The sequence below is a fragment of the Leptolyngbya sp. AN10 genome (assembly GCF_050565645.1).
GTDB lineage: Bacteria > Cyanobacteriota > Cyanobacteriia > Leptolyngbyales > Leptolyngbyaceae > Leptolyngbya.
Window position 1 is genome coordinate 22036 of record NZ_JBNXVP010000024.1, and the last position, 20870, is coordinate 42905.

At 46.5% G+C, this 20870-nt stretch carries 20 protein-coding genes; 12 read left to right on the top strand and 8 right to left on the bottom strand.

The annotated features are described in order from the left end of the window. Positions 1-4 precede the first annotated feature (4 nt). Genes ACQ4M5_RS27400 through ACQ4M5_RS27420 form a run of 5 tightly spaced genes read left to right on the top strand, consistent with a single transcriptional unit; the run spans position 5 to position 4952 of the window. Complete coding sequence (locus tag ACQ4M5_RS27400; protein ID WP_430678925.1) at positions 5-1135, top strand: STM4014 family protein; 1131 nt, start codon at positions 5-7, stop codon at positions 1133-1135. Continuing rightward, positions 1123-1908, top strand: coding sequence for an STM4013/SEN3800 family hydrolase (locus tag ACQ4M5_RS27405; RefSeq protein WP_430678926.1), 786 nt, complete (start codon positions 1123-1125; stop codon positions 1906-1908). The genes ACQ4M5_RS27400 and ACQ4M5_RS27405 overlap by 13 nt, the downstream gene beginning before the upstream one ends. Further along, entirely contained in the window at positions 1905-3182 is a 1278-nt protein-coding gene (locus tag ACQ4M5_RS27410) for an STM4012 family radical SAM protein (protein ID WP_430678927.1), read from the top strand. Before ACQ4M5_RS27405 ends, ACQ4M5_RS27410 begins: the two co-directional genes overlap by 4 nt. Before the next feature lie 2 nt (positions 3183-3184). After that, on the top strand, positions 3185-4039 hold the full coding sequence (locus ACQ4M5_RS27415; RefSeq protein ID WP_430678928.1) for an STM4011 family radical SAM protein: 855 nt from the start codon (positions 3185-3187) through the stop codon (positions 4037-4039). A 22-nt stretch (positions 4040-4061) separates the two neighbouring features. Next, complete coding sequence (locus ACQ4M5_RS27420) at positions 4062-4952, top strand: hypothetical protein (protein ID WP_430678929.1); 891 nt, start codon at positions 4062-4064, stop codon at positions 4950-4952. 54 nt (positions 4953-5006) lie between these two features. On the opposite strand, the gene ACQ4M5_RS27425 is transcribed toward ACQ4M5_RS27420, so the two are convergent. Further along, positions 5007-5990 carry a hypothetical protein gene (locus ACQ4M5_RS27425; protein WP_430678930.1) on the bottom strand — a complete coding sequence of 328 codons (984 nt, stop codon included), beginning with the start codon at positions 5988-5990 and terminating at the stop codon, positions 5007-5009. A gap of 92 nt (positions 5991-6082) precedes the next feature. Between ACQ4M5_RS27425 and ACQ4M5_RS27430 the strand changes: the two genes are divergently transcribed. Then, positions 6083-6778: a hypothetical protein gene (locus ACQ4M5_RS27430; protein ID WP_430678931.1), complete on the top strand. Its 696-nt coding sequence runs from the start codon at positions 6083-6085 to the stop codon at positions 6776-6778. A gap of 76 nt (positions 6779-6854) precedes the next feature. Here the strand turns inward: ACQ4M5_RS27430 and gndA are convergent, their stop codons facing one another. The 4 genes from gndA to ACQ4M5_RS27450 all read right to left on the bottom strand — a co-directional run bounded on the left by gndA (position 6855) and on the right by ACQ4M5_RS27450 (position 11964). Continuing rightward, positions 6855-8372, bottom strand: a complete 1518-nt coding sequence (gndA, locus tag ACQ4M5_RS27435; protein ID WP_430678932.1) for an NADP-dependent phosphogluconate dehydrogenase — start codon at positions 8370-8372, stop codon at positions 6855-6857. 139 nt (positions 8373-8511) lie between these two features. Continuing rightward, positions 8512-10146, bottom strand: a complete 1635-nt coding sequence (locus ACQ4M5_RS27440; RefSeq protein ID WP_430678933.1) for a RecQ family ATP-dependent DNA helicase — start codon at positions 10144-10146, stop codon at positions 8512-8514. Positions 10147-10436: 290 nt separating this feature from the next. Next, positions 10437-11453, bottom strand: a complete 1017-nt coding sequence (locus ACQ4M5_RS27445) for an SDR family oxidoreductase (RefSeq protein WP_430678934.1) — start codon at positions 11451-11453, stop codon at positions 10437-10439. A 10-nt stretch (positions 11454-11463) separates the two neighbouring features. Further along, a complete protein-coding gene (locus tag ACQ4M5_RS27450) occupies positions 11464-11964 on the bottom strand; it encodes a DUF6335 family protein (protein WP_430678935.1) in 501 nt (166 codons plus the stop codon). A gap of 207 nt (positions 11965-12171) precedes the next feature. Here ACQ4M5_RS27450 and ACQ4M5_RS27455 point away from each other — a divergent pair, with 207 nt between their 5' ends. The 5 genes from ACQ4M5_RS27455 (at position 12172) to ACQ4M5_RS27475 (ending at position 17120) form a co-directional block, all read left to right on the top strand. Then, positions 12172-13269 (top strand): DJ-1/PfpI/YhbO family deglycase/protease, encoded by a 1098-nt coding sequence (locus ACQ4M5_RS27455; RefSeq protein WP_430678936.1) that lies wholly within the window; start codon positions 12172-12174, stop codon positions 13267-13269. A gap of 64 nt (positions 13270-13333) precedes the next feature. Then, on the top strand, positions 13334-14041 hold the full coding sequence (locus ACQ4M5_RS27460; protein WP_430678937.1) for an SRPBCC family protein: 708 nt from the start codon (positions 13334-13336) through the stop codon (positions 14039-14041). Between the two features lie 267 nt (positions 14042-14308). After that, a complete protein-coding gene (locus ACQ4M5_RS27465) occupies positions 14309-15478 on the top strand; it encodes a zinc-dependent alcohol dehydrogenase (protein ID WP_430678938.1) in 1170 nt (389 codons plus the stop codon). A gap of 2 nt (positions 15479-15480) precedes the next feature. Beyond that, complete coding sequence (locus ACQ4M5_RS27470; RefSeq protein ID WP_430678939.1) at positions 15481-15954, top strand: hypothetical protein; 474 nt, start codon at positions 15481-15483, stop codon at positions 15952-15954. After that, positions 15954-17120 (top strand): zinc-dependent alcohol dehydrogenase, encoded by a 1167-nt coding sequence (locus ACQ4M5_RS27475; protein ID WP_430678940.1) that lies wholly within the window; start codon positions 15954-15956, stop codon positions 17118-17120. Before ACQ4M5_RS27470 ends, ACQ4M5_RS27475 begins: the two co-directional genes overlap by 1 nt. Positions 17121-17380: 260 nt before the next feature. Here ACQ4M5_RS27475 and ACQ4M5_RS27480 read toward each other — a convergent pair whose 3' ends face one another. The 3 genes from ACQ4M5_RS27480 to ACQ4M5_RS27490 are packed head-to-tail and all read right to left on the bottom strand — an operon-like array spanning position 17381 to position 19456. Next, on the bottom strand, positions 17381-17713 hold the full coding sequence (locus ACQ4M5_RS27480) for an arsenosugar biosynthesis-associated peroxidase-like protein (RefSeq protein ID WP_068393759.1): 333 nt from the start codon (positions 17711-17713) through the stop codon (positions 17381-17383). Between the two features lie 38 nt (positions 17714-17751). After that, positions 17752-18783: a hemolysin family protein gene (locus ACQ4M5_RS27485; RefSeq protein WP_430678941.1), complete on the bottom strand. Its 1032-nt coding sequence runs from the start codon at positions 18781-18783 to the stop codon at positions 17752-17754. A gap of 16 nt (positions 18784-18799) precedes the next feature. After that, positions 18800-19456: an L-threonylcarbamoyladenylate synthase gene (locus tag ACQ4M5_RS27490; RefSeq protein WP_430678942.1), complete on the bottom strand. Its 657-nt coding sequence runs from the start codon at positions 19454-19456 to the stop codon at positions 18800-18802. A 50-nt stretch (positions 19457-19506) separates the two neighbouring features. Here ACQ4M5_RS27490 and larC point away from each other — a divergent pair, with 50 nt between their 5' ends. Further along, on the top strand, positions 19507-20814 hold the full coding sequence (gene larC / locus ACQ4M5_RS27495; RefSeq protein ID WP_430678943.1) for a nickel pincer cofactor biosynthesis protein LarC: 1308 nt from the start codon (positions 19507-19509) through the stop codon (positions 20812-20814). Positions 20815-20870: the final 56 nt, after the last annotated feature.

A 20870-nucleotide genomic window follows, 5' to 3' on the forward strand; every position in this document is an offset into this window, starting at 1 on the left:
AACAATGCTAAGTTTTGCCCTCGTTGCTAATCCTGAAACCCGCAGAGTTGAGCTATTTCAACAAGCATTAGCTCGATTCAATCTGCCGCCTGCTGAAGTCATTCCTTACGAGGAACTGTTAGCAGGTCGGTGTTTTTTACATGAATGGGATTCGCTCGATCGACATTTTCGTTTCGATGCCCCAGAACGTAGTTTCAACGTCGATCGAGCTTTTATTGCAGCGGGAGCCGACCAACCGGGAAATCATTGGAAAGTGAGCGCGATCGAGGCTTACAATCTGCCTGCTGATAAAGGTCGCATTCTGCATCCGCGTCAATGGTATCTGGGCTGGAAAACTCGCTTACAAGAATGGTCATCAGTGCAAGGAACCATTCTGAATCACCCGGATGACATTGTGAGAATGTTTGATAAAACTGTGTGTCAGCGGATTTTAGCGAGTCATAATATTCCGATTCCTCGATCGCTTTCTTCAATTAATAGCTATGAGGAACTGTGCGAAGAGATGGAGCGGCAAAACTGCGATCGAGTTTTCATCAAACTAGCTCATGGCTCATCGGCTTCGGGTGTGGTCGCTTATGAACGTCGAGCAGGAGCAGAACGCGCAATTACTAGCGTTGAACGAGTTGTTGAACAAGGAGAGCTTAGATTCTATAACTCTCGTAAGATTCGACAATATCGAGATTCGCGAGAGATAGCAGGGATTATCAATTTTCTGGCGCGGGAACGGGTGCAGGTTGAACGATGGATGCCGAAAGCTCGGATTGAGGGGCGCGAATTTGATGCGCGAGTGGTTGTGATTGGCGGAAAAGCGCGGCAGGTGGTGTTGCGGTTGGGAAATAGTCCGATGACGAACTTACATTTGGGCAACGATCGACGAGACATTTCGGCACTTCCTCGATCGCTTGCTCCCGAAACTTGGGCGGAAATGATGCGAACTTGTGAACGGGCTGGGGCTTGTTTTCCAAAAAGCTTTTATTGTGGAATTGATTTACTAATTGCACCGAATTGGAAAGATCATTACATCCTAGAAATGAATGCGTTTGGCGATTTGTTGCAGGGCATTACCTGGAATGGGCAAGATACTTACACAACAGAGATTGAAATGTTGATGGAGCGGCATCAATGCTCAACATAAATCAAATCATTGGAACACACGACATCCTGTTTATCACCTTTGATACGCTCCGATATGATGTTGCTAGAGATTTGCTCGCTCAAGGTCGCACTCCGAATTTAGCCTCTGTTTTGCCGCCTCAAGGCTGGGAAGAACGTCATTCGCCTGGAAGCTTCACTTATGCGGCTCACCAAGCCTTCTTCGCCGGATTTCTGCCCACTCCAATCGCTCCTGGTATTCATCCCCGTCCGTTCTCGCTTCAATTTGAAGGCAGCACCAGTACACGCCCAGAGACTTGCATTCTTGAGCATGAAAACATTGTGAGCGGACTTGCTGCAAAAGGCTATCACACGGTTTGCATTGGTGGAGTTGGTTTTTTCAACAAGCTCAATCCATTAGGCAATGTGCTTCCGTCAATGTTTGCTGAGAGCTATTGGAGTTCTGAAATTGGTGTGACTTGTCGGAATTCGACAGAAAATCAAATTGCGATCGCACAATCGATCCTCCAACGCCCAGAAAAAATCTTTCTGTTTATCAACATTTCCGCCTTGCATCAACCGAATTATTTCTATCTACCAGGAGCAACAACAGATAGTTTAGAGTCTCATGCTGCGGCTTTGGAATATGTCGATCGACATTTAGGTAATCTCTGGAATGCTTTACGACAAAGAGGTTCTACGTTCTGTATTCTCTGTTCAGACCACGGAACCACTTACGGTGATGACGGGTACACTGGACATCGATTAAGCCATCCCGCAGTTTGGACAGTCCCTTACGCAGAGTTTATCTTATGAATCAGTCCCCTTATCAAACTTATGTGTACTCTTACCCGCATAAAACCGCTTATCGAGAATTGAAACCTCGATCGCTTTCCGAAGTTTGGGCAGATGAGAACAAGAATGCTCTTTTTCTCTACATTCACATTCCATTCTGTGAGATGCGTTGTGGGTTCTGTAATCTATTTACAACTGTTAGTCACAATGATGATTTTGTGAGTCGGTATGTTGCAGCATTACAGCGACAAGCAAATCAAGTGAAAGCAGCATTAGGTGAAGTGCAGTTTGCTCGATTTGCTTTGGGAGGAGGGACACCGACGCAGTTATCGATCGGGCATTTGGAATCGGTTCTGAATGTTGCTGAATTAATGGGCGCGAAGCTTTTAGAAATTCCGGGTTCAGTTGAAGTTTCACCTGAGACAGCAACTATTGAGAAATTGAAACTATTGCGAGATCGTGGACTCGATCGAATTAGTATCGGTGTTCAAAGCTTCGTTGATAGTGAAGTTCTCGCAACTCAACGCCGCCAAACTTCTGATCAAGTGAAAGCTGCTCTTACTCGCATTCGAGAAGCGAACTTTCCGACATTGAACATTGATCTCATCTACGGACTACCAGGACAAACTGTAGAAACTTGGTTGCAATCGCTCAAAACAGCTTTGGTGTTTGAGCCTGAAGAGGTTTACCTGTATCCGCTGTATGTTCGTCCGCTGACTGGATTGGGAATCAGCGATCGAGAATGGGATGATATTCGCCTCGCTTGCTATCGAACAGGTCGAGACTTTCTAAAAGCTCAAGGCTACACTCAAGTTTCGATGAGAATGTTTCGATCGAACACTGCGCCCGAATCTTCTGCACCTGTGTATTGTTGCCAAGCAGACGGCATGATTGGGCTAGGTTGCGGAGCGCGATCGTATACGCGATCGTTGCACTACTCGAATGATTATGCAGTGAATTCCAAAGAGATCAAAAACATTATTGAGCAATACAACAGCACTGAAGATTTTAATGCTGTGAACTATGGCTTTGAGTTGGATTTAGAAGAGCAGAAACGGCGATTTATCTTGATTTCGGTGTTGTCAGAAGAGGGACTGAATCTTGAGAATTATTGCGATCGCTTTCACTCTGAACCTTTACAAGACTTTCCTGAACTTCAAGAAATAATCGAACTTGGTTTAGTAAACAATGATTGGAAGCTGACAGAACTGGGACTTGAACGATCGGATACATTTGGCTCTTGGTTGTTCTCGAATACTGTGCGATCGAATATGTCAACCTATTCGCTGAAATAACAATGCACCTTACTATTCTGTATCGAGGTTCGCTGGTTAGCTGTAACTATGGTTGCGAGTATTGTCCATTTGCAAAACGTCAGCAAACAGCGGCGGAAATGGCGATCGACAAACAAGAACTCGATCGATTTGCTACTTGGATCGCGAATCATCCTGAGCACGACTTTTCTATCTTATTTACGCCTTGGGGTGAGGCTCTAATACATTCTGCCTATCAGCAAGCCCTCTCAAAGCTGTCTCATCTTCCAAACGTTCACAAAGTTGCAATCCAGACGAATCTATCCTGTGATTTGCATTGGATTGATCAGGCAAATCCCGAAACATTCGCGCTGTGGACTACGTTTCATCCTGAATGGTCAGACCTCGATCGCTTTCTCGAAAAGTGCGATCGCTTAATGGCTCAAAACATTTGCTTCAGTGTCGGTGTAGTTGGTTTCGCAAAGTTCAGAAACGCGATCGCAACATTACGCGAGAAACTACCCCAAAGCGTTTATCTATGGATTAATGCAGTAAAAGTTGAACTTCCGAATTTGGCAGAAGACGATCGCGCTTTCTTTCAATCGATTGACCCACTTTATGAATTGAACACGAAGCACTATCCAAGCTTCGGAGAATCTTGTAGAGCAGGACAATCCGTAATTTCAGTGGATGGAAAAGGAACTATTCGCAGATGTCATTTTATTAAAGATGCGATCGGGAGTATTTACGATCGGGAGTTTGAGAAAGTTTTGTTCGATCGACTTTGTACAAATCAAACTTGCCACTGTCACATCGGTTATGTTCATCTTGATTATTTAGAGTTAGATAAAGTATTTGGATCAAGGCTTTTAGAACGAATTCCGGTCAACTACCAATAAATTTATCCTTGACTCTCGAACTATGACCCAGCAACCTAATAACACAGATGCAATTTTAGGAGGTCAAAATCTACCGAATAGCGTTGTGCTAGGTGGAGTTGAGGGATTGCGACAACGCTTGAAGCTTGCAACTCCGGAGCAAAAGATTGATCTGTTAACTGATACGCTGAACTATGATGCAAATGGGATTAATCTATTAATTAATTTGCTTGATGATGCTGAGTTGAAAGTGAGAGTGACAGCATGTGAATTGTTGTCACTGATTGATTCAGAAAAAGCGAGTAGCGCGATTGCACAAGGAGTTCGATTAAATCCAGGCGATCGAATTTATCACGTTTACGAATCAGCGATCGGGTATAACGACGATTCGTACTATCTAATCACTGATTTTGCAGGGTGGAGAGTCGAAGAATGGGGATCTCCAAAGCTAATTTCGTCTTATTCCGATCGAGACAAAGCAGAGATCGAGGCATTGATTCATCACCAGAAACGCGCACACAGCTTGAATCTTCTAGATTTTGAACGCGACGATCGAGAATTCAATCTTGAACAATGGATCATCGAGAATCGGATCTTCGATCGACAACCCGAAGAAACCGTTTTAGAGTTTTCCGAGCGGCTCAGACAAATCTTTGAAGCAACTGGGCAGACAAACCTGATAGTACAACTATGGCAAGACTTTCAAAGAGAGAATTTTGATATCGATCGATGGTTTGCTGCTCTCGCATTCTTCAGGCAATCACCTGACGAAACAGATTGTGAACTTGAGACGAAAATCGTCAAAGCTCTCAAAGCACTTCAGTATCACGACAAATTGGGAGAACTTTGGCTGGAGACTATTGGTGAACTTGCTTTTGTCGATGAGGAGACTGTGACAGAAGCGAAGTATGTTCACGCTACGGAGTTTCTCTAATGTTAGAACTTAGTATTGCCGCGATCGAGCTTCGTCCCCTTGCTGGGCGCACTTTTATTGCTCGTATCGGCGCATCAATTGTTCGTACTGCGATCGCTTTGTCGTTGCTCGATCTGTAATTTGCGCCCATCGAATAGACGTAAAAGCTTGCCATTGCGGAGTTTGCTGAGGTTGAATCTCCTCTATTGGAATTGCAGATTCAATCTCAATGCCGTACTGATACCAAGCATTTAGACCCGCATCTGTCCAGATATTATCTGCAATTCGTTCGATCGCATTGAGCAGTGATCGAGTTGGTTGACTAGCAAGCTGTGAAGTTAAAAAAGCCCGTAAAATCAGAACTGCTAATCGAACGTGCTTTTCATCTTGTCGAGCAGTCTGATCTAAACCGCGTAAACATTTCAGCTTGCTTTCCAAACATAGCAATGGATGTAAAACTTTTAGCTGAACGCCGGACAGCGCATCTGTTCCTAGAAACGGCAAAGCAGTATTAACAATTTCAGTATCATTCAATCCATACACAGACGATAGAACGTTAATTCGGAAAGGTCGATCTTGCCAGTTGAGCATTACAACACCCGCATTGGGAGAAGGATCAAAGTTCTTTGCGAGAGTCAGTGTTCCAGATAATACCTCTGAACATTGAACCGCTTCGAGTCGTCCGCCAAAGAGGTCTAAATCCATACTTGCAAAAGGCTGAAGTTCGTCCCATTCTGAGGTCGGTTGATAGTACTGCATTGCCCACAGGTTGATCGCCTGACCCCCTACAATCACTAAATTGATTTCAGCTTGTTGAAGCTGTTGTAATACAGTTTTGAGAGCATCAGGCGTAAGTGGAGACATTACACAACTTGCTAAAGGAAAATTAGTCGATCGATCAATAGAACACCCGTCAATCTGGACTCGCCACAGTTCGGCGTGTAGTGTTTGATTGACCTGATTTTGAGCTTCAGCAGGAGAAAGTTTGAGTAAGTGCTGTCGAGCCGCAATTTTTTCGGCTTCTAGAGTGTCGATCGACGATTGGGAAATATCACTCATGCAGTAGTATAGTTTTACTATTATTTGTTGATAACACTATTTCATTCTAAACGTCTCGATCGGGCTTATTTACAGTTCCCAAAGGTTCAAGAATGCTAGGACTAAGTATTACCGCGATCGGGCTTCGTCCCCTCCCCGATTGCCTTACGATTTTCGATGAACTGCGTCAACCGCTTCAGCTTGATTTTCTCGAACTCGCGATCGGTTCTCCTTGCGATGTCGATGCACGCTATCCGAATGTGCCGCTGATTCTGCATGATTCGTGTCTCTATCGCAACGGTTTCCGCTGTCGGTTGATGTTGAATGAGCCTCGAAGCTGGAAACCTTACGTGGAATTTGCCCGATCGCAGAATGTCGCAGCTTTATCGCTTCATGCGCCGTTAAGGAAAGAGTTCGATCGATCTCAACTCGAAGATGCGCTGAAAGCTTTAGAAGAAACCGTTCAAGTTCCGGTATATGTGGAAGTGATGCCTTCACCAGAGTATTGGTGTTCTAGTTTGGATACGTTAGTTCAGCATCCATTATTGCTGGATGTGTCTCATGTTCTGATTTGGCATCAGGGCGATCAGGTGCGGACTGAGGAAACTTGTTTAGAAATGCTCGATCGAGTAAAAGCAATCCACCTCAGCCACAATAATGGTCGATCGGATGCTCATGATTTAATTCCGATCGAGATTTGGTTTGCGTCGTATTTGAAGGATTGGACGCAGCGATATCTCGTAACTTATGAGAGTTTGCCGGAAACACAGGCGGCTTATGAACGGTTAGATAAGAGGCGCAGACGTTGAAAAGGTCGATCGAAGAAACTCCTCGATCGACCTTTGTTCACAGACGTTCCCAAGCTAGTTGATTTAGTGTAACTGACTAACGATTAGTCTGCACCTCTTTGATCTCAACATCATCTGCACTCGGACGCGGTTGGTCTGAAGTGAGCTTTTGTGGAGTCGAAAAACTCGATGAGGATTCTTCCGCCAAATGCGTCCATTCCGTGTGGAATACGCCTTCTTTGTCGGTGCGGAGATAGGTATGCGCCCCGAAATAATCGCGCTGTGCTTGTGTTAAATTTTGTGGCAAGCGATCGCGGCGATAGCTGTCGAAATAGTCGAGCGATGCGCTGAACGCAGGAACGGCGATTCCGTGACGAGCGGCAGCCATGATCACTTCGCGCCATGCAGATTGTCGATCGAGAATGGTTTGCTTGAATTCAGGAGCCAAGAGCAAGTTCGGCAGCGTTGGATTTTCGATGAACGCATTTTGGATGCTGCCCAGGAAACCCGCTCGGATGATACAGCCGCCTTTCCAAATCCGGGCGCATTCTGCCAGATCTAGCTCGTAACCGTAGTTTTGGGATGCCACATTCAGCAGTGCCATTCCCTGAGCGTAAGAGCAGATTTTCGAGCAGTACAGGGCATCGCGAACGGCATCGATAAACCGCTTCTTATCACCGTCGAAAGTGGGGCTGACATAAGTTAGCTGTTTCGAGGCTTCGACCCGCTCGGTTTTGTAGGAAGACATGATTCGAGCGTTCACCGCAGCGATGATCGTGGGAATCGCTACACCTTGTTCGAGCGCATCGGTCACTGTCCAGCGTCCCGTTCCTTTTTGTCCAGCAGCATCCAGGATGAAATCGACCAGCGGTTTTTGGGTGTCGGGATCGTAAACCTTGAAGATGTCTGCCGTAATTTCGATCAGATAGGAATTCAGTTCAGCAGTCGTGTTCCACTCCATGAACACTTCATGCAGTTCCTCGTTGCTGAGTCCGCCTACATTTTTCAGAAGATCGTAAGCTTCTGCAATTAACTGCATATCGCCGTACTCGATCCCGTTGTGAACCATTTTGACGTAGTGACCTGCACCACCCGGACCAATGTAAGTCACACAAGCGCCATCATCGACTTGAGCTGCGATCTTGGTCAAAATCGGCTCTAAGTATTCGTAAGCGGATTTCGTGCCACCCGGCATCAAACTAGGTCCATTCAGCGCACCCTCTTCACCTCCGCTCACACCCATTCCGATAAAGGTGAATTTTGCGGCTTCGAGGTCACGGGCGCGGCGGGCAGTATCGCTAAATAAAGAATTACCGCCATCAATCAGGATGTCACCCTCATCAAGTAGCGGCTTCAATTGTTCGATCATGGCATCCACGGGCGCTCCCGCTTTCACCATAATCAAGATCTTGCGGGGGCGTTCGAGGGAAGCAACGAATTCCTCGATCGTATAAGCGGCTTTGACGTTTTTTCCGCCTGCCCGATTTTCCATGAAGGCATCGGTCTTTTCGCGGCTCCGATTGTAGACTGCGACCGGGAAGCCATTTCGCTCGACGTTGAGTGCCAGGTTTTCACCCATCACGGCAAGACCAATTACACCAAAACTTTGTGCCATAAAATTTCTCTGCTAACTCTGTAACGGCAAGAACGCGATCGTTTTCTTCAAGGTAGCTCGATCGCTTTAAGGTAGCGTGGAAGATTCCATTAAGACTCTGGCTGAGGGGAGAAAGTGGGGAGTGGGGAGTGGGGGGAGATTAAGCATTGACTCGTTGGAGCAATCCCCGTAATAATGCGGCTTCCAGGCTGATCGTTTTGTATCCAACTTCATCGAAAAGAATGACGATTTTATCGCTCTCGTAGCGCATCACAGTGCCTTCTCCCCAAGACTTGTGAGCGATGCGGCTGTTGAGTTGATACGGTTTTCGAGCGGTCGATTGCTGGTCGGCGGCTCCACAGGCGCAGTTGTCACAATTTCCACACAATTCTTCACGGGGATCGCCAAAATAATTCGATAGGTAGTTGCGGCGACAATCGAGAATTTCAGCATAATTTCGCATCATCTCTAAGCGCGATCGCTCGACTTTGATTTTCCGTTCCTGAGCGTGTAAGACTTCCTCAGCAGCTTGATCTAAATCAGGAGGATCAGATTTTGCGGTCACTTCTCCAGTTGGCAATGCTTCAACGATTCCTAAAAGTTCTAAATGGCTTAAGGTTGTCTTTATTTTCGTTCCTGATAAGTCAATCAGCGATTTTAATGTTTTCGGGCGAATCGGCTCGGATTGTTGTTGAACCAGTTCAGCGAGTTGAATAACTTTCTCTTTCTCTAGCTTGCTGCCACCGGAGAAGAACTTGCGTAAGTTCAAATCGTCGGGTGTGTAGAACAAGATAATATTTGCAGGATCGCCATCGCGTCCGGCGCGTCCGATCTCTTGGTAGTAACTATCGATCGAGTCACTAATGTTGTAGTGCAACACAAATCGAACATTGGGTTTATCCACACCCATTCCAAACGCGGTGGTTGCCACAATCACTTCTGCTTCATCAGACATAAAAGCATTTTGAGCTTGTTCGCGTTCTTTGTTCTTGAGTCCCGCATGATATGGAATTGCTTTAATTCCGGCTTCATTCAGTGATTCCGCCAAAGATTCCGTAACTTTGCGAGTGGCAACATACACGATTCCTGGCTTTGTTAATTGCTGAATTCGTTTAATGAAAATTTCGCGCTTTTCCGCTTCATCATCATAGTTCTCGACTGCTAGACGAAGATTCGGTCGATCGAAACCCCGAACAATGATCCGAGGATTGTTCATTCCCAATCGCTGAATGATCTCTTCGCGGACTGGAGGGGATGCAGTTGCAGTTAAAGCTAACGTAGTCGGATGCCCTAAAGCTTCGATCACGGTTCCTAACCGCAGATAGTCCGGGCGAAAACTATGACCCCATTCACTAATGCAATGTGCTTCATCAATGACAAACAGTGACGGAGAAGCAAATTGTAAATGCTCGATCGTATCTGCATTGTTAAATTGCTCCGGTGCAAGAAAGAGAAATTCAATTTTTCCATTGCGCCATTGTTCAAAGATATTTGCTCGATCGGCAGCACAAATCGTTGAATTAACAACTGCTGCATTTCCAACTTCAACTGCGATCGATTCCACTTGATCTTTCTGAAGCGCTAACAGTGGAGAGACTACGATCGTGGCTCCTGGAATTCTTGCCGCTGTCAGTTGATAAATTGCGGATTTGCCCGATCCGGTGGGCATTACAGCGAGCGTGTCACGATGTTCGAGAACGGATGCGATCGCGGCTTCTTGTCCGGGTCGAAGATCGTCGTAGCCTAAATAATCTTGAGCAAGTTGCTGAATTGAAACTGTCTTTTTTCTTGGCATAACCTAGAGGTGTTTGAAAAGTATCGTTTATTGCATGACCCGCCCCGGATTGAAATCGGGGCTAACAGTGCGAAGTCCTTTAAAAAGGACTGAAAATCTTACCTAAGCTGGCTGTCAGTCCCCTTCAGTGGACTTCGTTCTGTTAGCCCCGATTTCAATCCGGGGCGAGATGGAACGGAGCGGGGGAGCTTTTTATGGTTTTCAAACATGCTTCTAAAAGAAAAATGCAGAGCAAGTTAAAACTCGCCCCACATTTAGAGAGGTTGAACAGCTTATGAACTTTGGAACACTTAACTCCGATCGCTAAATCCACCCAGCAACGCAAGTCCACCTAAAACCGCAGCCGCGAGTACTCCGATCGAGAAAGCAGGAGTCTTATCAATGTGATCAAGGAAGCTCGGAATTTCAAATTTCTTGTAATCGCCATCAATGCGATCGTATCCTGGTTCCTCGATCGGCTCAAACAGATTGTTCGGATCGTCTTCGCCTTTCTCAACATCGGTGCGCTGTAGCGGGAACGCAAAAGCTAACAAGCCTAAATCGACTAATCCTGGTGAAATTCGCTGAACGACATCCAGAATCTTACCCACATCGCTTACTACATAGTCACGCACTTCATGTTCAGCCGCGTACAAGATTGCATCCGTAACTAAGCTGGCATTGTAAAACGGAGGGGGAGCCATTGGCTTAACACCAAGCTTCGTTTTACCTTTGTTATAGAACGGAGTATTGATCACTCCCGGCAGAATGTTTGCCACATTGATCGGATAGCCTTGATGCTTCAATTCCAATCGTAGTGCATCGATCATCCCCATTGCGCCATGCTTAGAAGCAGAGTAGGGACTTTGATAAGGCAGCGATCGACGAGCTTCTACTGAGGTAATACTGACGAACGAACCGCGCCCTTCTTGTTTTAGCAACGGTAAAGCGACCATAGCACCATAGACTTGACCCATTAAATTCACATCGATCACGCGCTTGAACTCTTCGGGCGTAATGCGATCGAAGGTCGAAAACATTCCAGTTGCAGCAACATGAACCCAAGTATCGAGTCTGCCAAAACGGTTGATCGTTTTATCTCCGATCTCTTTAACCTGATTAAAATCTGCCACATCCGCGATGACTGCGATCGCTTCTCCGCCCAGTTGATGAATCTCTTCAACCAGTGTCGCTAATCCTTTTTGGCTCCGGGCAGCGACTACCACTTTCGCACCCCGTTCCGCAAACTTTAGAGCCGTGTCCCGTCCAATCCCACTCGATGCGCCGACAACTGCGACGACTTGCTCACTAATCGGTTTTAAGTTCATTGTTCTAAAGTTAGTAATCTTCTTCGTTTCTACGGTCTTGGTAATCTTCAGAGGAGGAAGGCTCAAGCTCCCATCTCCGTTCGTCGCGTCCTTCTAAAATCTCATTCGTGTGCAGATAGTTGTAGTCGCTCATTTCTAAGCCCACTGCCCGACCCAAATCATCCACAATGTCCATATCTGGAGTCGAAACTGTGCCGCCAACCGACTCATCCCCGACCGCATTGGCTTGCTCATAGTTCGCATCAATATCGCCACCCGTTAATACTGCGGACGCTTCATGCAGTTCACTTTCTCGATCGTGCATGGTTCGACCGCCGATCGTATATCCAGGCATCTCCATCACACCCGTTCCATACGACTCGGTATACTCTTGCGGAACATCGCCGTAGTCCTGTTCTTCGAGATCTTCGTCTTCAAGGTCTTCAACATCGCCGCCCAAATTATGCAACGATGCCTCTAGATCCGCTTCGTCAGAGATATCTTGGTATCCTGGATTTTTGCTGTATGTCATCGTGTTCTCCCGCTCTAAGGCATCGCACATTTGTAAGTTAACGAATTGCAATCAAAGCAAACTCTTCACATAGAAAGTTCCTTGATCCGTCTAGAGAAGGAGATTTGCTTCTGTCATCCGAATGAGGAGCGATCGAGCTTTTCTTCTTAGTGTGTAAAAAGCCGAACGCGATCGAAGACCAGTCTAGACACAAGGGAGACGCAGCAAATGGTGATGGACACGCAGCCCAAAAAGGTTGCTATTTTAATCGAGCAGGGCGTTGAAGATGCGGAATTTCAGCTTCCCTACAATGCGCTGAAAAAAGCTGGGGCCGAAGTGGTAGTTCTCGGCTCTCGTGTGAATGAAGAATACAAAGGTAAGCAAGGTAAGCTCAATATCAATGCGGATGCTACGACGACCGAATCGATCGCAACAGATTTCGATGCGGTGATTATTCCAGGCGGTCATGCACCTGATCAGATGCGAACCAACCTGAAAACAGTGCAGTTCGTAGAGGATGCACTAGAAAACGGTGTGATTGTTGCTTCTGTTTGTCATGGTCCGCAAGTTCTGATCGAAGGCGATCTGTTAGATGGGGTTCGGGCAACCGGATTCCGGGCAATTCGCAAAGATATGCAGAATGCAGGAGCAGAGTTTGTTGATGAACCTTTGGTGATTGATGATAACTTGATCACCTCTCGTCGTCCGGGAGATTTGCCGATCTTTGTGACTGCGATTCTGCAACAGTTAGATCTCAGCATTCCAGATACAACTTTGCCTTTGATCAGCGATCTCGATGCAGGCTGGTGGAAGCTTGGTGAGGAGTGGGGTGGTTCTAGCAGAAGTGAAATCATCAGCGCTTTGAATACTGCCCTCCAAGGTGAGCGGTATAGCCTGGAAACCTTCCAGCATTACTACGACAATGCCACCGATGATGCAATGAAAGAACTGTTCCAGGAGATTTTGCAGCACAAAAATCAGCACGTCCAACAGTTAGAAGCGCGGCTGGCTGTGTTCAACGAAAGACCTTCGCTGCCTGCCGCTGTTAGCAATATCTACGCCAGCATTAAATCCTTCTTCCAGAACGATCAAACCGATGTTGAGATCTTGCGACGGGCATTAGGCGACCTGCAAACGGGTGTGGTTGATACTTACAATCTCCGCAATATGCTGACTGATCCTGCAACGGTTGAAATTCTCGATCGAATGGAAGTGACTTTGGCAAGAGACGAGCAGCGAATTGCAAATCTCTACAAAGATCGATTGGGCGATCGTACTCCCCAATCTCCCAAACCCACGAGCCGTCCTGCGGTCACGGGCGCATAGTTCTCCAGAAGTCGAAGGTCTCAAAGATTTTCGACTTCTCTGTTTCAATTTACTGTGAGTCACTATGGAAACTGAATCGAACAAAACAATTAACTCTTCTGAACAGCAACCGATGACCGATACCGAAAAATGGGCATCGATCGTCGGGGGTAGTGCAATGGTGCTAATGGGTCTACAACAACGATCGCTCAGAGGAGTTCTCACTGCGATCGCGGGGGGTGGTCTTGCTTATCATGGTGCAACTGCTGAAAAAAGCCTAACCGAGAAGGTCACTGATGCTGTCGGACTCAACAAAGCGATGAAAGTTGAGAAGACCGTCACGATTAATAAATCTCCTGAAGAACTGTACAACTATTGGCATAACTTCGAGAATCTGCCGACCTTTATGAAGCACGTGAAATCCATCACAGTGAGCGAAGGCGGAAAGCGATCGCATTGGGTGGCGAATGCGCCTCTCGGTCAGGAAGTCGAATGGGATGCAGAAGTAATCAAAGATGAGCCAAATCGATTGATCGCTTGGGCATCGCTGGAAAATGCAGATGTCGATAATTCGGGATTTGTGCGATTTACTCCAGCACCAGGAGATCGAGGAACTGAAGTGAAAGTCGTGATGGAATACGAGATTGTGGGCGGTCGATTGACGGCAGCTTTAGCAAAACTGTTTGGGGAAGAGCCAGAACAGCAAGTTGGTGATGAACTCCGTCGCTTTAAGCAATTGATGGAAGCGGGTGAGATTGCCACTACTGAAGGTCAACCTCGCTGTCATGGGTAGTGTGTTTTAGAAATATTGCACTGCGTTGCTGACCCGCCCCGGAATGGAATTCGGGGCTAACAAAACGAAGTCCACTAAAGAGGACTGAGAGCCAAATCGAAGATTTTCAGTCCGTTTCAACGGACTTCGCACAACTAGCCCCGAATTCTATTCCGGGGCGGGATTGAACGAAGCGAGTGTTTCTGAAATGCTCTCTGGTTCCTGCAAAAACAAGCCGCAATTTGCTCAAATCTCTGTCTCTCTGTTCATTTATCCAAGTAACTCACAATGAAAGCTGTTTGCTGGCATGGCGCGAATGATGTCCGCGTCGATAATGTTCCTGATCCAAGCATCCTCAATCCCAGAGATGCCATTCTCAAAGTTACAGCCACTACGATTTGCGGTTCTGACCTGCATATCTATGATGGTTACATTCCCTCAATGCAGCCCGGAGACATTATCGGGCATGAATTTATGGGGGAAATTGTTGAGATTGGGAGCGGAGTTAGAAAACTGAAAAAAGGCGATCGAGTCGTCGTTTCTTCAATTATCGGTTGTGGTCAATGTCACTACTGTTCTCACCAACAATGGTCACTCTGTGATAACTCAAATCCAGGGGGCGCACTCCAAGAGCCGCTATTCGGATATAGCACAGGTGGAATTTTTGGCTACTCGCATCTATTCGGTGGATATGCAGGCGCACAAGCAGATTATGTTCGGATTCCCTTTGCCGATCATGGCTGTGTGAAAATTCCTGATGGCATGACCGACGAGCAAGCCTTACCGATTTCGGATGCTTTCCCGACTGGATACATGGGCGCGGATATGTGTGATATCAAGCCCGGAGATGTGATCGCGGTTTGGGGTTGTGGTCCGGTTGGATTGTTTGCAATTCGGAGTGCTTATCTATTGGGTGCAGAGAAAGTGATTGCGATCGATCGTTTTCCTGAACGGTTAGCAATGGCGAAAGTGCAATGCGGTGCAGAAATCATTAACTATGAGGAAGTTGATGCTGGGGACGCTCTCAAAGAAATGACGGGTGGACGCGGACCCGATGCCTGCATTGATGCGGTTGGATTGGAAGCGCATGGAACCGGATTGATGGGACTGTACGACGAAGTAAAACAGAGCGTTCGACTCGAAACCGATCGACCTCATATTTTGCGCCAAATGATTGTTGCTTGTCGTAAAGGTGGCGTGATTTCAGTAATGGGCGTGTATAGCGGCTTTATTGATAAATTGCCGATGGGTGCTGCATTTAACAAAGGTCTTACCTTCAAAATGGGACAAATGCACGGACAGCGCTATATGCCGAAACTGATTGATCACGTGCTTAAAGGTGACATTGATCCGGCGTTTACGTTCTCTCACCACATGCCGCTGACTGAGGCGAAACAAGCTTACGAAATGTTCAAGCACAAAACCGATAAGTGCATCAAAGTTCTACTGAGACCTTAACTATGAAAGACTTACGCAAGATTTTCTCAACCCTCGTTCTGAGTGTTGTGCTATTCCTGACGCTATTGTTTACCGCCACTGTTTCCGCGAATGCTGCGATCGCTCCCGATGAAGCTCAAAACATCATGCGCGATGCGGGTAGCCTTCAAGAAGCAGGACAAAAACTCAGAGAAGCCGATTCTTCGGCAAAGCTGCGGAATCATGAAACTCTAAACACGGCTAAAGAAGTTCGCAAAAATCGACCCGCGATCGATGCAAAAGGCAACACGATCGAAGAAGCCAAAGAAAGCTTGAAAGGCATTGCTGAAAACGTCAAAGAAAAGCTGAACTTAGATGAACCGCTTGCACCTTCGACCAAAGAGTTTCTCGGTAAGCGCCAAGAAACGATTGAGCCGAACGGAAAGATCTTAGTCAAAGAAGAACCTGGATACTATCAGCGCAACCGCCAGACCAGAGTATTTGAAGAGGAAAAATAATGAAAGCTCTCTGTTGGCATAATGCGCTTGATGTTCGAGTAGACACTGTTCCTGATCCGAAGATTTTGAATCCAAGAGATGCGATCGTCAAAATTACATCGACTGCAATCTGCGGTTCTGATCTTCACCTCTATGATGGGTTCATTCCAACGGTGCAGTCTGGTGACATTCTTGGACATGAATTCATGGGCGAGATTGTCGAGCTTGGACCTGCGGTAAAGAATCTCAAAATTGGCGATCGAGTAGTCGTTCCGTTCACGATTTCCTGTGGGAACTGCTATTTTTGCCAAAAAGATCTTTGGTCGCTGTGTGATAACTCCAATCCAAACGCCTGGATGATTGAACCGTTGTACGGAACTTCTCCGGCTGGATTGTTTGGTTATTCACATTTCTTTGGTGGATATGCAGGCGGACAAGCTGAATATGCTCGTGTGCCGTTTGCTGATACCGGATTGTTCAAAGTTCCGCCTGAGCTAACCGATGAGCAGGTTTTGTTCTTGACTGACATTTTCCCGACGGGGTACATGGCAGCAGAACATTGCGACATCAAACCGGGACACGTGATTGCGGTTTGGGGTTGTGGACCTGTTGGACAGTTTGCGATTAAGAGTGCCTTTCTGCTCGGTGCAGATCGGGTGATTGCTATCGATCGAGTTCCTGAACGCTTAGAGATGGCGAAGAGTATCGGCGCAGAAGTGCTGAACTATGAGGAACTCGATGTTGGGGATGCGCTGAAGGAAATGACGGGCGGACGCGGACCGGATTCGGTGATCGATGCGGTGGGCTTAGAATCGCATGGAACGAGCATCGACTACTGGGTAGATAAAGCGAAGCAAGCGGTTCGATTGGAAACCGATCGACCGATCGCTTTAAGACAAGCGATCGTGGCTTGTAGCAAAGGTGGGACGGTTTCGGTTCCAGGTGTGTATGGGGGTTTCCTCGATAAAATTCCGATGGGAGCCGCATTCAACAAGGGATTAACCTTCAAGATGGGACAAACCCACATTCATCGTTATCTCAAACCGTTGATCGAACATATTCAGAGAGGCGAGATTGATCCATCATTTGTGATTACTCATACCTTACCTTTGGATCAGGCTCCACAAGGTTATGAAATGTTCAAGCATAAGCGAGATAACTGTATTAAGGTTGTGCTGAAACCTTAGAGGGTGCTTTAAAGGTAGTCGTTCATCGCATTCACCCACCCGGAAATAAATCTCCGGGCTAATTGTGGGAAGCCCACTAAACTGGGCTAAGAACTCCGTATTACTTCTCTTAGTCCGCTTCAGCGGGGTTTCCTCCATTAGCCCGGAGATTTATTTCCGGGCGGACTGGCAACGCAGCAAAGCCGCTTTTTATACTTCTCAAACATCCTCTTAAACAGTATTAGCCCTCAGTTTCAATTTTCGGAACTGGGGGCTTTCATTTACATTGCTAACTTATTCACCTGATCTAACATTTGCAAGCCGTGGATCAAAGATGATCCACCTCGAATCGCTGTCGCAACATGAACCGCTTCAGTCATTTGCTCAAGATCTGCCCCTTGTTGTAAACATTCTTTCGTATACGCATCAATGCAATAGGGACATTGAACCGTGTGAGCAACCGCGATCGCAATCAGAGCCTTTTCTCGTTTCGATAAAGCTCCCTCTTCAAACACAGCCCCATAGTAAGCAAAGAACTTTTCAGCGAGTTCGGGATTCCCCTCGCTGATTTTGCCAAAATTCGGTAAATGGTCGGGATTGTAGTAAGTATCCATGTGTTGTATTGAAAGAGTGCGATCGCAATCCTAGCGAATTACGACGAACTCAAATCAAACAACTTTCTAGCAATTTTTCGAGCGGTTGCTCTGAGGTCAGCCGTTTTATCAGTCTCATCTACAATCTCACCCGTCAGCAGCTCTAAAACATCTTCTAGCGTAATCACTCCAGCCGTTACACCGTATTCATTTACAACAATCGCTAAATGTTCGTGCGATTTCTGAAACAACGTGAGTAAACTATCGGCTCGCATAGTCTCTGGCACAAACTGAACGGTGCGGGTCAAACTTGCGATCGTGCGTTCTCCCTCTCCATTCACAAGTGCTGATAAGAGTTGAGCTTTGAGAACAACACCCACTGCTTGATCAATTGATTCATCCGCAACCACAATTCGACTATGTTGCGATTCGATAATCTGAGTTTGAACTTGTTTGAGCGTGGAATCTTGGTAGAGATAGGTCAATGCCAGTCGAGGAGTCATCAAATCGGCTGCGATCGCATCACTAAACCGAAACAATCGCCGAATGAGATCAGCTTCTTGATCATCAATTACGCCTTCTTCGTGTCCCATCGTTGCCATGAGTTCAATCTCTGATCGACTAATTCGAGATGAGGCTGCATTTTTAGTGATAGGGGCTGTCACTTTTTCCATCAGCCAGATGATCGGAGTCATGACGATCGCAAAAAACTTGAGCGGAATCGCTGCTAAAAGCGCAAGTTGTAAGCTGTATTGTTCTCCTAGCGTTTTTGGGATGATTTCACCAAAGATGATGATCAGAAACGTTAATACCCCAGAGAAGATGCCAAGGAGTGCATCCCCAAGAACTCGGTTAGCAATTTCAGCGATCGCGATCGATCCCACAATGTTGAAAAGATTATTGAGAATCACAAGTGCGGTGATCGGTCGATTAATGCGCTTCCGAATGGTGAGTAAGGCTGCAACCGCCGGACGTGATTGATCTAACTGTTTTACTTTGAGGATCGAAACTGAGAGAATTGCAATCTCAACGCTCGAACACAGAGCAGATCCAGAAAGCACAATGAGAATCGCGAAAAAGAGTTGCAGCATAGTATGTGTGAGAGTATCAAGTCCATTCTGCGGCGGTTTCCCATCCTAGCCCTTTTCGCACGATCGAGGGTTCGTCTGTGGTAAAGTCCAAAATCGTCGAAACTGCCTGAGATGGCTCTTGTCCAGTATCTACAATCAGATCAACTAATCGATCCATGCTATCAAACAGTTCGGGCAGCGATAGATTCTCTGGATCACGAACTTTCAGCGGGATAGTTTCATCTTCCACTGGAACATGAGCAGAGGTCGAAATGATCGGGTTTCCTAAAGCTTTTAACAATGCCTGACACACCGGATGATCGGGAACTCGAATTCCGGTCGTTTTCCGCTTCGGACTCATCACTAATTTTGGGACAAGTTTGGTAGTAGGTAGCAGAAAGGTGTAAGGACCAGGAACGAGACTTCGCATCATCCGGTACGCCTGATCGGTCACGATCGCATATTGAGAAATGTCCGAGAGCGACGGACACAAAAACGTGAGTGGCTTATCATTTGCGAGTTGTTTAAGCTGTCGAACGCGCTGAACTCCTGATTTGGAATTGAGATCGCAGCCGATCGCATAAACCGTATCGGTGGGATAAAGCATCACAGCACCGTTGCGGAGTTCTGACACAACTTGATCGATGCTACGGGATTGAGGATTGTCTGGATGAATTTTATAGAGGGTTGCCATAACTAGACGCGGGTGTATTGTGGAGAAGTATTTACCCTTTTGGAAGTGTGATGAGCAAGATTGCTTACCTGGATTGCCCTACGGGGATTGCTGGCGATATGTGTTTGGGAGCGCTGGTGGATTTGGGTGTTCCTCTAGCGTATCTAACAGAGTGCTTGGATCGATTAGGAATTTCTGAAGAATACGAATTGTCTGCGGAATCGGTTCAACGAAATGGACAACGCGCAACAAAGATTCAGGTGAAGTTACAGTCAGATACAAAGCATTCTCATAAGCATAAACATTCTCATGATCATCATAATCACGATCCTGATCACGAGCATCATCATGATCATAAACATTCGCATGATCATGAACATCACCATCATCATGATAAGCTGCGTCACCTGCCTGAGATCGAGGAGATGATTTATGGTGCGAAATTGCCACCACGGGCGGAGGCTTGGAGTTTGGCAGTCTTTCGACAATTAGCGATCGCTGAAGGAGCCGTTCACGGAATTGCCCCAGAAGCAGTTCATTTTCATGAAGTGGGCGCGATCGATGCCATTGTCGATATTGTCGGAACTTGTCTTGGCTTTGACTGGCTGAATGTCGATCGTATTATTTGCTCTCCACTCCCGACCGGAGGCGGTACAGTTTGGGCTGCACATGGACGATTACCTGTTCCCGTTCCAGCGGTGTTAAAACTGTTTGAACTGCGGCAAGTTCCGATTTATAGCAATGGCATTGAGAAAGAATTGGTCACACCGACTGGAGCCGCGATCGTAACAACATTAGCTAAGTCTTTCAGCGCTCCTCCGAAGATGACCTTACAGAAAGTTGGTTTAGGAGCAGGAACAATTGATTTACCGATTCCAAACATGATTCGGATTTGGATTGGAACAACAGAAGAACAATCACATCAAAGCTCAACGCCTGAAACGGTGACAGTTCTCGAAACTCAGATTGATGATCTTAGTCCGCAAGCGATCGGATATCTATTTGATACGTTACTAGAAGCGGGTGCGTTGGATGTGTTTACTCAAGCGATCGGCATGAAAAAGTCGCGCCCTGGAATTCTATTAACAGTGATTTGCTCATCAGAAAAAGTAGATGAATGCGAAACGATTCTATTTCGAGAAACAACGACTTTGGGAATTCGGAGAACAACACAGCAGCGAACAATACTCGATCGAAGATTTGAACAGGTCAACACCGAGTATGGAGCCATTCAGGTAAAAATTGCATCTCGAAATGGCTCGATCGTCAATGTGCAGCCAGAGTATGAGGACTGTGTTCGCATCGCCCGAAAGGTAGATTTACCTTGGCGAGAAGTGCATCGAATCGCGTTACAAACCTGGCATCTTGCCCATTCTTGACAAATTCCTCGTAGAATAAAAAGCGGATCTGCTTGCGTAATTTCCGCATCTGTTCC

Excerpts from the sequence above, each read along its gene's own strand:
- ACQ4M5_RS27440 (WP_430678933.1), bottom strand. The coding sequence starts at position 10,146 with ATGCCAAGAAAAAAGACAGTTTCAATTCAGCAACTTGCTCAAGATTAT.
- larC (WP_430678943.1), top strand. The coding sequence starts at position 19,507 with ATGAGCAAGATTGCTTACCTGGATTGCCCTACGGGGATTGCTGGCGAT.
- gndA (WP_430678932.1), bottom strand. The coding sequence starts at position 8,372 with ATGGCACAAAGTTTTGGTGTAATTGGTCTTGCCGTGATGGGTGAAAAC.
- ACQ4M5_RS27400 (WP_430678925.1), top strand. The coding sequence starts at position 5 with ATGCTAAGTTTTGCCCTCGTTGCTAATCCTGAAACCCGCAGAGTTGAG.
- ACQ4M5_RS27480 (WP_068393759.1), bottom strand. The coding sequence starts at position 17,713 with ATGGATACTTACTACAATCCCGACCATTTACCGAATTTTGGCAAAATC.
- ACQ4M5_RS27450 (WP_430678935.1), bottom strand. The coding sequence starts at position 11,964 with ATGACATACAGCAAAAATCCAGGATACCAAGATATCTCTGACGAAGCG.
- ACQ4M5_RS27430 (WP_430678931.1), top strand. The coding sequence starts at position 6,083 with ATGCTAGGACTAAGTATTACCGCGATCGGGCTTCGTCCCCTCCCCGAT.
- ACQ4M5_RS27410 (WP_430678927.1), top strand. The coding sequence starts at position 1,905 with ATGAATCAGTCCCCTTATCAAACTTATGTGTACTCTTACCCGCATAAA.
- ACQ4M5_RS27470 (WP_430678939.1), top strand. The coding sequence starts at position 15,481 with ATGAAAGACTTACGCAAGATTTTCTCAACCCTCGTTCTGAGTGTTGTG.
- ACQ4M5_RS27460 (WP_430678937.1), top strand. The coding sequence starts at position 13,334 with ATGGAAACTGAATCGAACAAAACAATTAACTCTTCTGAACAGCAACCG.
- ACQ4M5_RS27445 (WP_430678934.1), bottom strand. The coding sequence starts at position 11,453 with ATGAACTTAAAACCGATTAGTGAGCAAGTCGTCGCAGTTGTCGGCGCA.
- ACQ4M5_RS27415 (WP_430678928.1), top strand. The coding sequence starts at position 3,185 with ATGCACCTTACTATTCTGTATCGAGGTTCGCTGGTTAGCTGTAACTAT.
- ACQ4M5_RS27485 (WP_430678941.1), bottom strand. The coding sequence starts at position 18,783 with ATGCTGCAACTCTTTTTCGCGATTCTCATTGTGCTTTCTGGATCTGCT.
- ACQ4M5_RS27405 (WP_430678926.1), top strand. The coding sequence starts at position 1,123 with ATGCTCAACATAAATCAAATCATTGGAACACACGACATCCTGTTTATC.
- ACQ4M5_RS27475 (WP_430678940.1), top strand. The coding sequence starts at position 15,954 with ATGAAAGCTCTCTGTTGGCATAATGCGCTTGATGTTCGAGTAGACACT.
- ACQ4M5_RS27465 (WP_430678938.1), top strand. The coding sequence starts at position 14,309 with ATGAAAGCTGTTTGCTGGCATGGCGCGAATGATGTCCGCGTCGATAAT.
- ACQ4M5_RS27455 (WP_430678936.1), top strand. The coding sequence starts at position 12,172 with ATGGTGATGGACACGCAGCCCAAAAAGGTTGCTATTTTAATCGAGCAG.
- ACQ4M5_RS27425 (WP_430678930.1), bottom strand. The coding sequence starts at position 5,990 with ATGAGTGATATTTCCCAATCGTCGATCGACACTCTAGAAGCCGAAAAA.
- ACQ4M5_RS27490 (WP_430678942.1), bottom strand. The coding sequence starts at position 19,456 with ATGGCAACCCTCTATAAAATTCATCCAGACAATCCTCAATCCCGTAGC.
- ACQ4M5_RS27420 (WP_430678929.1), top strand. The coding sequence starts at position 4,062 with ATGACCCAGCAACCTAATAACACAGATGCAATTTTAGGAGGTCAAAAT.